The following is a 13,203-nucleotide window of genomic DNA, read 5'->3' as shown; positions in this document are numbered from 1 at the left end:
ACAATATCGGGTTGATTTTCTTTGTTTTAATATAGTCAAATTGATAGCGGTGTGCAAATAAATAGGCACTTTGGTGTCTTTTTATTTCATTTCCTATGTGATGATATTCTATATTTCTTGAGATGTTACTTTGAACAGACTAGTAATTCCTGAGTTAGTTTTTGTTTTAGAACTTCCTTCTCATCATTATTTAATGACTGATTTTGTTGATTTGTAATATAAAATGTATCTTCTGCACGTTCTCCAGCAGTTACAATTTTTGCATTATGTAAGTGAATATTTAAGGTTGAAAATACCCTACCTATAGTTGCTAGTAGGCCAGGTCTATCTCCAGTGACCAGAAATAATCGAGTTTGAAGATTAGTCAGATCATCGTTGTAATGAATTTGGGTTTTGACATTAAAATGTGCCAAAGCCCTTGAAAGTCTTTTTCGAGCTATGGCAGGCAATTGTTCTGTTTTCGCTAAATGGGTACATAAAGCCTGTTGAATATCATGGGAGCGTTGTTTATTAAAAAATGCCTGATTTTGCTCATCTAAAATAATGTAAGTGTCCAAATCATATTGATTATCACAGGTAAGAATCATTGCTTCTTGAATGGTGACATTGTGGTTACTTAAAACAGTTGTCGCAATGGCAAACCGATCATCTCGATGGGGCATATAGATAAAAACTTCAGTTCCACCTTGGCTATGATGAGGCATAATCATGACTAAGGGAAATTTTGTACATGCAAGAATTGCCTTAGTATGACGGGCTATGATTTCAGGAGATTCATGTAAAAAATATTTATCTTTAAATTGTTCCCATAATTCTTCAACTATGTTTGCTGATGTTCCTTCAGCAACCAATATCGATAAAGCATAGTGCTTACGTGCTTTAATAAGTTCTGTTTCATCCATTAATTCTTGTTCTTTATGTAACATATGTTTGGCAGCACGATATAACTCCTTAAGTAGAGAATCTTTCCAAGAATTCCATAACGTGGGGTTGGTACCACAAATATCTGCAACCGTAAGCAAATACAGATAATCCAAATAGTGTGGGTGGGGTAAGAGTTGGCAAAAATTCTTTATTGTATTGGGATCATAAATATCTTGACGCTGAGCAGTTTGTGACATGATGAGGTGATTTCGTACAAGCCACACAAGCAAATCACTGTCTTCTTTTTCAAGATGGTGATTTTGTGCAAAATGCAATGCTTCAACCGCACCCAGCTCGGAATGATCGCCGCCTCTTCCTTTGGCTATATCATGAAATAAAGCACTTAGGTAGAGTAGTTCAGGTTTGTTTAAAGTAGACATGATTTGTACACAGAGAGGAAATTGCTCTGCATAATTTTTTTCTTTGAAACGTGATAGATTGCGAATAACGAATAATGTGTGTTGATCTACCGTATATACATGAAATAAATCATATTGCATTTGACCTGTGACCATAGCAAAACATTCAAGATAATGGGCTAGAACACCATATCGGCTCATTCGATGTAAGGCTTTATATGGTCCATCCTCTGTTTTAAGAATGCTCATAAATAATTCTGTTGTTTCTGAAGATGCTTTAAAACGTTTATTCATCAGATAGAGAGATTCTCTAATTAATCGAATAGTATTCGCTCTGACCCCTTCAATATCTCGGCGTTTCGCTATCCAGAGAAATAATTTTAATAGTGCCTGTGGATGATGGATGAAAATACGAGTGTTTCTTACTTCGATGTAATTATTAGATAGTTGAAACTCATTATCTAAATGAAATAATTTTTGCTTGGGGGAGTGCGCAATGGTTTCATCAAACCATTGTAATAGCATCTCATTGAGTTCTCTATTCCGTTTAATCACTTTAAAGTAATCTTTCATAAATTGTTCTATGGCTAGTGAATGAGGTTTATCTTTATAGCCAAAAAACTGAGCTAATTTAATCTGATAATCAAAAGATAAGCGTTCCTCCGCTTTTTCAGCTAATACATGTAAGGCAAAACGTACGCGCCAGAGAAAATGCTGGCAGTATGTTAGTTTTTCATATTCTTTATCCGTAATGAATCCATAGCTTATGCCATCAGCTAATTTTTTAATATTAAAATGACGCTTACCAATGCTAAGTAGAATGTGCAAATCTCGCAGACCGCCAGGGCCATATTTGACATTGGGTTCCAAGTTATAGGCTGTTTCACCATATTTAGCATCGCGTTTTTTTTGCTCTTGGAGTTTTGCCAAAAAGTAATTATGACTTGTCCACATGTGCAGGGGATGGATTTGATAAGTCAATTCTTCCATTAATGCGCCCCGACCGCATAATAAAAACATGTCCATAAGACTTGAAATCACTGCAACATCTTGGCTTGCGAGCTCCGCACACGAGGAAACGCCAGTGATTTGATGGCTGAGATCCAAACCCACATCCCAGCAATCCTGGATAAAGTTTTGTGCGCGCTGTAATTGTGATTTAGAGACTTTATCCGTATGAAGCAACAATATATCGACATCAGAATAGAGCTGCAGTTCTCGACGTCCATAACTGCCAAGGGCGAGAAGGCAAAAAACCTCATGATCCAATTGATTTTTAGTGAATAGACTGATAACTAGTTCATCGATGAAAGCAACAAGTTTACGAATAATGGTGGTGATATTGGTTTTATAATCGAATTCTTCGCGTAATTTTTCTTTAAATTGTCTTAGAGAGTTTTTAAGATCTTGCAACTCTAAGGTCATCCCTTTTTTTTCTGCATCGAGTGCTTGGGCAAAGGGATGAGCTTTTGTAGGTTTATTTTCGTTCTTCATCGCGCAGAGTCAAAATTTCTACACCATCATCGGTAACCAACAAGGTATGTTCCCATTGGGCTGAAAGACTGTGATCTTTAGTGACTACAGTCCAATGATCAGGTAATAAACGAGTGTGGTGCTTGCCTATATTGATCATGGGTTCAATTGTGAATGTCATCCCGGGCTCCAGTTTCATTCCTGTGTTAGGTACTCCATAATGCAGTACTTGGGGATCTTCATGGAAAATACGTCCTATGCCATGGCCACAATAATCACGGACAACAGAGCAACGATTTTTTTCTGCATGCTGTTGGATAGCATGTCCTATATCACCTAAATGAACTCCGGGTTTTACCATGTCAATTCCTATAAACAAACACTCATGAGCCACCTGAGTTACATGTTTTGCTTTGACTGAAGGTGTACCAATAATGAACATCTTACTTGTATCGCCGTGATAATCGTTTTTGATGACGGTGACATCAATATTAATGATGTCACCATCTTTTAAAACTTTTTTTCCTGGGATCCCATGACATACTACATGATTAACTGAGGTACAAATGGATTTTGGAAACCCATTATAATTTAAAGGAGCAGGAATCGCTTTTTGTGTGTTGACGATGTAGTCATGACAAATAGTATTTAGCTCGTCTGTAGTGACGCCTTCTTGTACATAAGGTCCAATCATCTCAAGAACTTCTGCGGCTAGTTTGCCGGCAACACGCATTTTTTCGATTTCATCAGGGGTTTTTATAGTAACTGCCATAGGTGATCCAAAAGTGTTATTTGATTTTGTTCCAATATATTATAGTGTAGGCTGAATAAGTGATGTATGTATTCATGGTTTTGGAACGAACGTCATCTTAGCATAACTGATTAAATATGTCACCGAATCCAATTTGTTACTGGGTTGTGTAGACTAATTTGTGGGGTGTTGTCGTCATCGAGAGCATCGCTAGGGATCCCCGGTGTATTGCTACTGCAACATGGAGAACACTCGTTTACAGAATTTAGGTTGCTTTAGGGCTATCGCCAACATGTCGTCGATCTTGTTTCTGGGCTTCCATTTTCGCTGTGATTTCTAATTGTTTATCGGTTGTTAAGAAAAGTTGCCTATGCCAAAAAGATCCATATTTAGTCTGTGCTGCCGGATTATATTTCTGAACGTTCTTTCCAATAACAATTTCAGGCTCTACATCAGTTGGATATTTACCATTATGGTTGGGAGTATAGGATAAAAAAGAATCTTCAGTGGCAGGTGGTGTTTTCAAATATATGGTAAATGCTTTTAAATTTATCTCGCTTTTTCGTTTCGTGTTCTGTAAGGCTTCCTTAATTAAGTCTTGCAATTCAATTATGGACCCATCTTCTAGATCAACGAAACAATCTTTGAATGTCTTAGCTTTATTATGTTCGTCCATTTCAACAACAATTTTTTTAAATACTTTTCCTGGAGGAATGGAGATATAAATCATAAAATTTCTTCATAAGAGCAAACAATTACTTGAGTGTAACATAAACATCCAAAATTCAAATTTATTTGTCATAAATTTTTGTTTCACTTACTTTGATTTCGAGTACTATACTTTATTAAGATCTGGCCGCTTACTCTAAGGAAAGAAAATGAAAGTATGTGCTCGCGGTTTTCTGTTTGCTTTATCCTTTCTTACAAGTGTTTCTATTTTTGCTTTTGAGGGGCATGTCGGTGGCGGCTACCATGGCGCACCTCCCCCAAATACTGGGTACAATAATGGGTATCATAACCATGATAATTATAATAATTACCATGGTAATTACTATCACAATGATGATTGGTATGGGGATGGGATTAATGTGAATACGGACGACATTTGGTATGATGATAATTTGAATGATAATACCGGTGTGGTTATTGGGGTGCCTGCAGAAGGTTATTATGATCCTTCATGCCAAACAATAGATGACTGTAGTTCAGGTACTTGTCAGTTGGTCAATACATGTGAATAAGGGTTATGGATAAAAAGACATATCAATGGGCAGTGGTAGGGGCAGGTCCTGCGGGGATCGCGGCAATCGGTAAGTTATTAGATAACGGTATTTTAGCAGAGGATATTGTATGGTTTGACCCCCATTTTAAGGTCGGCGATTTAGGTCTGCACTGGAATAATGTTTCGAGTAATACGAAGGTAAAATTTTTTAAAGATTTTTTATTGGCAGTTCATTCTTTTCATTACCAAGATGCACCTATTGATTTTCAATTAAATCATTTACCTGTTGATGAAACATGCACTTTAAGTTTCATTGTTGAACCTTTACAGTGGATTACGGAACATTTATTACAAAAGGTTCAATCGGTAAAAACAACAATTCGTAGTATGTTCTTATCTAAGCGTCTATGGTCTTTATGTTCAGATTCAAAAAGCTATCAGGCTAAAAATGTCATATTGGCTACAGGTGCACTCCCGTCTACATTAAATTATCCCGGTGTTAATGTAATTCCTTTTGATACTGCAATTGATAAAGAGAAACTGTCTGCTGTCATTCAGCGAGATGAGACTTTTGGTGTATTCGGTTCGTCACATTCTGCAATTATTATTTTGAGGCATCTTGTCGAATTGGAGGTTAAAAAAGTTATTAATTTTTATCGTTCTCCATGTCGTTATGCTATTGAAATGGATGATTGGATTCTTTTCGACAATACTGGACTTAAGGGACAAACTGCGGCTTGGGCTCGCGAACATATTGATGGTGTTTTACCTTCTAATCTGGTTCGTTATAATCTCAGTGAACCTCATATTGCACGTTTTTTACCTGAATGTGACCAAGTAGTTTATGCAGTAGGTTTTGAGCAACGGAAAAGTATTGTAATTGGTGATTACGAAAATGCGCGTCATAATCCCTATGTCGGCATCATTGGGCCGGGATTGTTTGGTTTAGGTATTGCTTATCCCGAGACAAAGACTGATATTTATGGCAATGTCGAGTCTCAGGTGGGATTATGGAAGTTTATGGTGTACCTAAATAAGGTAATGCCTGTTTGGTTGAAGTATCCCACTTAAGTTTAAATTCGTGATCCATGAACATTAATTTTAGTGGATCACGAGAACTCTTTTAAGGCCTTCCACTTTGTTATCTAAATCAGCGTTTTTAGTATAAAGAGAAAGCTGAATAAGAATCACTATCAAATATAAAAAAAAATTTGTAAAATACGCCTCTATTTTGAGGAGAAAGTTATCAAAACAAGTCGTACAAGTTATTGGTCTAGCGAACTGATCACCTTAGTGTGTAGCCTTTTTTTTACTTTAGCATGTAATAGCTCTTTCTGGACAGAATTACTTCAAGGTAAAGAATTAGCGAATCCATATACCTGGTTTATTATTTTTTGTACAGCAACTGCAATCACGGGTTTGCAGTGGTTCTTACTTCTTCTAGTCATTAATCGGTGGACTTTCAAATGGTTTACCATGGGACTGTTACTGGTTACCTCTATTGCTGTGTATTTCATGAATACATTTCATGTGTACATTGATCCCACCATGATTACCAATGTTGTGAGTACCGACTATCAGGAGAGCAGTGAGTTTTTGCAGTGGCGTATTCTTCCATATTTTCTATTCCTGGGAGTACTTCCTTGCTGGATCATTTGGCATATTAAAATTTATAAAAGAAGCCTTCCTTCCTATTGGGCTGGACGATTAGGAACTATTTTTTTGTCATTGTGTATGATGTTTGGTGGGGCATGGGCAATATTTCACGAACTTGGTCCAATTCATCGGGAAAGAAAGCAAATTATCTATTTAATTACCCCCTTAAATATCATTTCATCTTCAACAAAAGCATATTGGAGAGCGCGACAGGCGCGTGTGGATAAAACAAAAATCAAAATTGGAACAGATGCTCATAAGCTTCCACGCCCTGAAAATAGCAAACCGCGAGTCATTGTTCTTGTGGTTGGTGAGACAGTTCGTGCTGGAAACTGGGGTTTAAATGGATATCACAGGCAAACAACCCCAGAACTTGCTAAACGTCAAGTGATTAATTTCAGTGAAGTCACTAGTTGTGGTACGACAACAGCAGTTTCGTTGCCCTGTATGTTTTCTCCTTATGGTATGCATGCATACAACAGTGCGAAAATTGATCAAACTGAATCTTTGCTTCATTTATTAGAACGTACCAATGTTTCTGTTTTGTGGCGTGATAATCAATCAGGCTGTAAAGGGGTATGTGAAGATTCTATGTTTGAAAAATTAAAAAAGAATGCTCTATGTCAAAACAAACGTTGCTTTGATGAGGTTCTTTTGCATCAACTTCAGGAACGGATAATTAATAAAAAAGGGGATCAGCTGATCATATTGCATATGCTTGGTAACCATGGTCCAGCCTATTTTGAACGTTATCCAGAACAGTTTAAACATTGGACTCCTATCTGTGAAACCACGGATTTATCCACTTGTTCGCAGAAAGCATTAGTAAATACTTATGATAATGCGATTTTGTATACAGATTCGATATTAGCTCACGCAATTGATTTGTTACATAATATTAAATCCCATGATACAGGATTAATTTATGTATCGGATCATGGTGAGTCACTGGGTGAACATAATTTATTTCTTCATGGGTTACCTTATTTTATGGCTCCGGACGAACAAAAGAAGGTTCCTATGATTTTCTGGTTATCAGAAGGATTATCGAAACAATTAGTGATGAAAGAAAATTGTTTGCATAATAAGCAATCTGATCCTATATCGCATGATTATTTATTTTCAACGCTGTTGTCGCTTTTTGATGTAAAAGCAAAGGAATACAATCCAAAATTTGATTTGATTCACTCATGTCGCATATAAAATAGCGTAGCGGTGCAGTCATTCCGAGCGCAGGGAGGCATATTCCATCCTAACCCTGAGCTACAGGGTGGCGATACCTCGCTGCGCACCGGATAACAGAAGACTCGGGATGACGAGAGTAGGCTATCGTTGATGTGATCGATAACTCCAAAACTTAGGAAAGGCCAGACAACAAACAGTCACCCCGATAATGCATAATACACCACCTGATATCAAAGCGGTGGTAATGCTAAAACTGGATGCGATAAATCCGGCGCGTGTATCTCCTAATTTAGGCCCACTTAAATAACTGATCATTTCGATGCCCGCCAATCTTCCGCGATATTCTGTTGGAATGGTATTGTTCCATAAAGTGCCACGAAATATTCCACTTATAGCATCAAAAGCACCAGCGAGCGCCAAGAAAAATAGGACAAGCCAAAGTGAACTGGATAAACCAAATCCAATAATTGCAGCTCCCCATAGCGCAGCGGCAATTGCAATTGCTTTACCATCACGATCTATTTTTGCGGTCCAACCACTGAAAAATGAAATAATCAAAGCACCTACTGCAGGTGCAGAATAAAGTAAACCCAAAGTTTTTGCGCCACCGAATGATTGGGCTATAGCAGGAAGTAAGGAGTTAGGCCATGCAAAAACCATCGCAATAAAATCAACAAGATAGCTTCCCATTAATTCTTGTCGATTAAAAGCAAAGGAAACTCCTTGTTTTAACGAAGAAACAATAGATGGATGTTCGTGTTGTACGGGTTTGGGAATGTTATGCAGTCTAATTAAAGTGACTAATGACATAAAAAAAGTAATTAAATCAATTAAATAAGTAATTACAATGCCGTATTTGGCAATGATAAGTCCAGATATAGCTGGAGCAATAATCATACAAAAACTGAATTTAAATGTAGCAAGAACCCCCATATTTTTGTAATCCTTGGGCTCGACAATCTGTTGCGCAATACTATCAAAAGCAGGACGATGTAAGCCGTTAATTGCTGACATAGAAGCTGAAACGATAAAAATCAGGATTAGAGAGGGGGCAGCTTGATAGGAGTTAAGCACAAGCATGCAACAGCCCACAGCAAGAAGTAATTCACTGATGATCAATAATCCACGACGATTGTATCGATCTGCAAAAACCCCACCAATCAGGGCAGTAACTAATAGAGGTAATAATTGCACTAAGCTTAATAATCCGACCATAAGTGTTGATTGGGTCATTTGATAAATTTGATAGGGCAGGGCGACACTACTGATCATGGTGCCTGTAAATGAAATGAATTGCCCAAAATAGAGCAATCTGAAATCACGATTTTTTTTTAGAAGAGATAGGTCTAGAAGTTGACTCATTTTGAACATCCAAATAGATAGGCAATAAGATCCGCGAATAAAAGTAGATTTTATGCTTTTTAATTGATTCAGTATAGTGCTAGTCGAGTAAACCTGGGCTTATCTGATTTAGTGGGCATCAGAGTCATCATGATTTCCTTTATTTTTTATTGCTAACGGTTCCACAAAACTTAATGGGGTAGAGTAGGTCATCGGTATTTTTTCATCATCAAGTGCTCTTTTAATGCTTGTGAGTACTTCATCGAGTGAACGGCGTTGGTCGCTGGGCTTGGGTTTGGTCCACCAATATATTTCAAAATCAATTCCATTCGAAGAAAATGAAACCACATAAATTTGAATGTATTTATCTTTAGAAACAGTCTCGCATCGTTCCAATGCTGAGGCAATCACTGAACGTGCTTTTTCCACGTCGGTACCAAAATCAACACTACAGCCAATTTTTTTTCGTCTTAGCGGCGTATCAGTTAATACCACTACGGTATTGGTATACAATTTAGAATTCGGGATGTATACACGAGTTCCATCTGTTTTACGTAAATGAGTGTTTTGCACGGAAATACGATAAACATAGCCTTGCTCTGAGTCAACGATGATGAAGTCACCAATACTAAAAGGCTCTCTGAGTAAGAGTATAATGCCACTAAAAAAGTTTTCAAAAATGTTTCTAAATGCCAAACCGATTGCGACAGAGGTTAACCCCAAAGTGGCTAAGACATTGGCAGTGGTTACTGATGGAACGATAATGGCGGATATGATTAATATACCAACAAACCAAACGATAATAATGGTTAGCTTATGAAAAATAGTGACTAAATTGGCACGAATTGCCATTCTGGGTAAAAGAGAATTTACGAGTCGACTCACTATTTTTGCAACAAAGTACGTCACAAAAGCAAAAATAATACCGATAATTATATTAGGAGTCAGTGTAATGAAATTTTGCGCAAATTTATCCAATGTTTTTGTTATAAGCTCTAAATAGCTCATATCGAATTTCCTTATCCTGGATTCCAACTTCTAATCGTCGATTTTAGTTTAGTAGCAAAAAAAATGAAAAGAAATAATAAGGGCTTTTTTTACACTACTACTTTCTAGGCAACCTACTGCGATTTTATGTGCCCTGATATTCACATACAGCATTTGGCCAAAGATAACTCATTGTAACCAGGGTTTATTGATTATTCCTGTAGCTTTTGGCGATGACATAATTTGTGAATGAAGTAACAAAATCAACCCTACAAAGAGAAATCAGATATATTGAAGAATCCTCGCATTCTGATGAGATTTTATATAGGATGAAATAAGGTATCCTATTGTTAATATCATACGTGCCTGTCCCAGTCTATCTCATTATCTTGGCAGTGATTAGCATTATTAGTGTTTATTTAGCTGCGGAAAAAGCACAGAAGAATATTTCCTAATTTAAAGCATCACCTGAAGTTTGTTTCCTATTCCAGTTTCTTAAGAAAACCGTGAGAAGTACTGTTGCTTGCTTTAATTTTTTATCCAATATTGGCCCTGTTCATCAGGGTATACTATTTGCTATCCTCGATAGATTAAGGTTAATTTAAACTAAATGAAAAAATTAAAATCACTATGATTTAAAATTAATTATAATTGTCATATAATGACCATTCAATTTAAATTGAGTAAAGAGATGATATGACAACAAATTTGAATGGTACCCCTTATCTTAATAATGAAAATGAAACAAGCATTTCTAAATCTATTTCAGAACATGATCCGCAAATATTAAAGCCCAATCAAATAATTAAACTATTAAAATCTCAAAGTCGACAAAAAGATATAAGAAATGTTTTTTTATACACTTTTGCAGATGTAGATCAAAAAGCAGTATTGGATTTAATGAAGATGCTGCGAGAGTATCCTATAGATACTTCGGATGAAGTATCTGCGGCAACAATTCATCAATGGTACTTTACATTGGGAATGCAAAATAAACAGGGATTTGCTATGACTGATAAGGAATATCAGATGTCCAAAGCCGCAAATATTGCTCGTATTATTACTTCAGGTCTATCCCCCCAAAGTAGAGCGAGGTTAAAGGGAAAAGCGCTTCTGGATGTAGGGGCTGGTGATTGCGCTATGACTTATTTAGTGAGCGAAGCACTTAAGATGGAAGGAAATGCAATTGATATTCAATCGAATATTGATTGGGGTGGCGAAAACAGTAGTGATAAGAAAAACAAAAATGAGTATATGGAACAAATTAACCGCCATTATGTCTATGATGGGAGTGATTTATTAGGTGCGCTTGACGGAAAAAAGTTTGCAGTGGTTATGTATAATCATTCATTACATCATTTTCCTTCTTTCAAAGCACAATTTGACAGTTTAAAACAGGCAAGTCAAGCTTTGGAACCGGGTGGAGTCCTCTTTTTATCCGAACATGCGAATTGTTTTGATGACGATGTTTTAGATCTTTCTCATATTTTATTAAACCTAAGATATAGTATGGATAAAAATCAAATTCCTACCCCTGAAGATGCCATGAAAGCTGTTACAAAATTTAAATCTGAATATCAATCGCATTATTTTTCTAAAAATATTCTTGATGCGATTATGGGGCAATTAGGATTTACATTGGTTAAAGAGGACATTCGTTCTGTAGGGGACGTAGCCAAAGCAACGTTTTTCTGTTTTGTTAAAAAATCACCAAAAGAGGAATCAACTTATTCCCCATACTTCTTTGATATGGATAAAGCGAAGAGACTTCAGCATCATACGGAAGACTTGGATCACAATGAATCAATTCAAAGAAGATATTCTGCTGAATCTATTAATTAGCACGCTCCTAACAAGGAAAATAGGGCTGTACTGCTATTAATAATTCTCAAGTATCGAAACAGGTATCTCCACCCAGGTGGAGAATTAACTTAAATATTAATTTTCTCAGGAATGGATTTCTTTATGTTCAGGAATGACAACGTTTTTGCCTTGGATTTTGCCTGTATGAATTTCTTAATTTTTGATACAGGCAATGTCCTATCTGTATTATTTAGCGTAATTGTAAGCAAGGGATGGAGTCTCATCAATTTTTAAAGATGAATCCTTATCAATAGCGTTTAAAAATTCAGTTATGCTTTCTCGATATTCCGGAAATACACGTGAATAGAAAGCGAGATCCTCATGGGCTTGTTGAATGGTGTTTTGCCTGTATTCATTCACATATCCTTTGTCTTCAAACATCGACTCTTGACGAGATAAATTGGATAACATATTCAGTACATGTTGTTGATAGGATTTAATCAGATCGCCAACATTAGCTCGATTTGCAAATAGATTTTGCATAGTAATATTGCGAATGATGGTATCTAATACCACAATATTTCTATTCCAGTAATCATTATAGCGTTCTTCAAATAAAGAATTTTCAAATTTCATAATAGACCCTTTTTATACAGGACTGATAAATATATAGACAAATTATTAAGAAAATATTAAGTACTATAATTCATAGAGAGAGACATAGAAAGGTGAAGTGTTCCTAATGCAGGGGGTGGATAGGTGAATATTAATTGTTATTCACTTCTTAACGAATTTTTAGAGGACATCCCCTCCCATAATTCGCGTACAAAATCAGTATCTTGCAGTTCATGTATGGTTAGTTTTTCAGGTAATAAGGGATTTAAATCAGCGAAGTGATTTCTTACGGGTTCTCCTTGCATCAAATCTTCTAAGTCAGTTACATAAGCAATAATACGATCCTCAGATAAATTTTCAATTATTGCTTCATTCTCTTTTATAAATTTTGCAACCGCATTACTAGCTACTTCTGGATTTAAATCAGTAAAATAATCAAGTAAAGGTTCATATAGAGAAGATAATTCGATAACTCTTCCAGGGACTCCCACAACTAATCCACCTGCTCCATTTTCGACTTTCTTACCTTGTAAAAATCCAGTGAACAAGTTTTCAAGAAGCACAGTTCCTCCATAGGCCACAAGCGGTTTGTTCACTGATATGTATTTGACTAATGCTTCAATAGTCACTCTGTCAAAATTACCCCTTGTTGGCAAACCGTTCTCCGGACAACCACCGTGAATTCTATAATAGGGTATATTATGCTCTATTGCCGACGCTAACTGGGTAATACTTTGAGGCCTTGTTTTGAAAAGACCTAGGAGGCTTTTCCCAAAACTCATACGAACACTCCTAAATACAACATACTGCAAAATGGAAAACCAATTCATGTAGAGTATGTGCAGTAAAAATGCATTATGTATTAAGTATAGACATTATTTGGGCTA

General features: G+C 36.4%; 11 protein-coding genes. 4 read left to right on the top strand and 7 right to left on the bottom strand.

Annotated features, from left to right (window positions below; genetic code table 11):
• Positions 1-125 precede the first annotated feature (125 nt).
• The 3 genes from glnD to ACF8MK_RS14935 all read right to left on the bottom strand — a co-directional run bounded on the left by glnD (position 126) and on the right by ACF8MK_RS14935 (position 4,237).
• Positions 126-2,708: a [protein-PII] uridylyltransferase gene (gene glnD / locus ACF8MK_RS14945; protein ID WP_392538977.1), complete on the bottom strand. Its 2,583-nt coding sequence runs from the start codon at positions 2,706-2,708 to the stop codon at positions 126-128.
• A gap of 52 nt (positions 2,709-2,760) precedes the next feature.
• Entirely contained in the window at positions 2,761-3,528 is a 768-nt protein-coding gene (gene map / locus ACF8MK_RS14940) for a type I methionyl aminopeptidase (RefSeq protein ID WP_265702264.1), read from the bottom strand.
• A gap of 244 nt (positions 3,529-3,772) precedes the next feature.
• The gene (locus ACF8MK_RS14935; protein ID WP_392537322.1) at positions 3,773-4,237 is read right to left on the bottom strand and encodes a permease; all 465 of its coding nucleotides are present in this window, start codon (positions 4,235-4,237) and stop codon (positions 3,773-3,775) included.
• 148 nt (positions 4,238-4,385) lie between these two features.
• On the opposite strand from ACF8MK_RS14935, the gene ACF8MK_RS14930 reads away from it, so the two are divergent.
• The 3 genes from ACF8MK_RS14930 (at position 4,386) to ACF8MK_RS14920 (ending at position 7,588) form a co-directional block, all read left to right on the top strand.
• Positions 4,386-4,748, top strand: coding sequence for a hypothetical protein (locus ACF8MK_RS14930; protein WP_392537321.1), 363 nt, complete (start codon positions 4,386-4,388; stop codon positions 4,746-4,748).
• A gap of 5 nt (positions 4,749-4,753) precedes the next feature.
• Positions 4,754-5,800 carry an FAD-dependent oxidoreductase gene (locus ACF8MK_RS14925; RefSeq protein WP_392537320.1) on the top strand — a complete coding sequence of 349 codons (1,047 nt, stop codon included), beginning with the start codon at positions 4,754-4,756 and terminating at the stop codon, positions 5,798-5,800.
• A 222-nt stretch (positions 5,801-6,022) separates the two neighbouring features.
• Positions 6,023-7,588, top strand: coding sequence for a phosphoethanolamine transferase (locus ACF8MK_RS14920; RefSeq protein WP_392537319.1), 1,566 nt, complete (start codon positions 6,023-6,025; stop codon positions 7,586-7,588).
• A 123-nt stretch (positions 7,589-7,711) separates the two neighbouring features.
• Here ACF8MK_RS14920 and ACF8MK_RS14915 read toward each other — a convergent pair whose 3' ends face one another.
• A complete protein-coding gene (locus ACF8MK_RS14915) occupies positions 7,712-8,932 on the bottom strand; it encodes an MFS transporter (RefSeq protein WP_392537318.1) in 1,221 nt (406 codons plus the stop codon).
• A gap of 108 nt (positions 8,933-9,040) precedes the next feature.
• A complete protein-coding gene (locus ACF8MK_RS14910; RefSeq protein ID WP_392537317.1) occupies positions 9,041-9,919 on the bottom strand; it encodes a mechanosensitive ion channel family protein in 879 nt (292 codons plus the stop codon).
• A gap of 675 nt (positions 9,920-10,594) precedes the next feature.
• Between ACF8MK_RS14910 and ACF8MK_RS14905 the strand changes: the two genes are divergently transcribed.
• Entirely contained in the window at positions 10,595-11,740 is a 1,146-nt protein-coding gene (locus ACF8MK_RS14905) for a class I SAM-dependent methyltransferase (RefSeq protein ID WP_392537316.1), read from the top strand.
• 207 nt (positions 11,741-11,947) lie between these two features.
• Here ACF8MK_RS14905 and ACF8MK_RS14900 read toward each other — a convergent pair whose 3' ends face one another.
• Both ACF8MK_RS14900 and ACF8MK_RS14895 read right to left on the bottom strand, forming a co-directional pair.
• Positions 11,948-12,337 carry a hypothetical protein gene (locus ACF8MK_RS14900; protein WP_392537315.1) on the bottom strand — a complete coding sequence of 130 codons (390 nt, stop codon included), beginning with the start codon at positions 12,335-12,337 and terminating at the stop codon, positions 11,948-11,950.
• Positions 12,338-12,474: 137 nt separating this feature from the next.
• Complete coding sequence (locus ACF8MK_RS14895; RefSeq protein ID WP_392537314.1) at positions 12,475-13,098, bottom strand: hypothetical protein; 624 nt, start codon at positions 13,096-13,098, stop codon at positions 12,475-12,477.
• Positions 13,099-13,203: the final 105 nt, after the last annotated feature.

Source organism: Legionella sp. 227 (genome assembly GCF_043161935.1).
GTDB classification, from domain to species: domain Bacteria; phylum Pseudomonadota; class Gammaproteobacteria; order Legionellales; family Legionellaceae; genus Legionella; species Legionella sheltonii.
This window is presented reverse-complemented; position numbering and strand designations above follow the sequence as displayed.

Excerpts from the sequence above, each read along its gene's own strand:
- ACF8MK_RS14905 (WP_392537316.1), top strand. The coding sequence starts at position 10,595 with ATGACAACAAATTTGAATGGTACCCCTTATCTTAATAATGAAAATGAA.
- ACF8MK_RS14925 (WP_392537320.1), top strand. The coding sequence starts at position 4,754 with ATGGATAAAAAGACATATCAATGGGCAGTGGTAGGGGCAGGTCCTGCG.
- glnD (WP_392538977.1), bottom strand. The coding sequence starts at position 2,708 with ATGACCTTAGAGTTGCAAGATCTTAAAAACTCTCTAAGACAATTTAAA.
- ACF8MK_RS14910 (WP_392537317.1), bottom strand. The coding sequence starts at position 9,919 with ATGAGCTATTTAGAGCTTATAACAAAAACATTGGATAAATTTGCGCAA.
- ACF8MK_RS14930 (WP_392537321.1), top strand. The coding sequence starts at position 4,386 with ATGAAAGTATGTGCTCGCGGTTTTCTGTTTGCTTTATCCTTTCTTACA.
- ACF8MK_RS14900 (WP_392537315.1), bottom strand. The coding sequence starts at position 12,337 with ATGAAATTTGAAAATTCTTTATTTGAAGAACGCTATAATGATTACTGG.
- ACF8MK_RS14935 (WP_392537322.1), bottom strand. The coding sequence starts at position 4,237 with ATGATTTATATCTCCATTCCTCCAGGAAAAGTATTTAAAAAAATTGTT.
- map (WP_265702264.1), bottom strand. The coding sequence starts at position 3,528 with ATGGCAGTTACTATAAAAACCCCTGATGAAATCGAAAAAATGCGTGTT.
- ACF8MK_RS14895 (WP_392537314.1), bottom strand. The coding sequence starts at position 13,098 with ATGAGTTTTGGGAAAAGCCTCCTAGGTCTTTTCAAAACAAGGCCTCAA.
- ACF8MK_RS14915 (WP_392537318.1), bottom strand. The coding sequence starts at position 8,932 with ATGAGTCAACTTCTAGACCTATCTCTTCTAAAAAAAAATCGTGATTTC.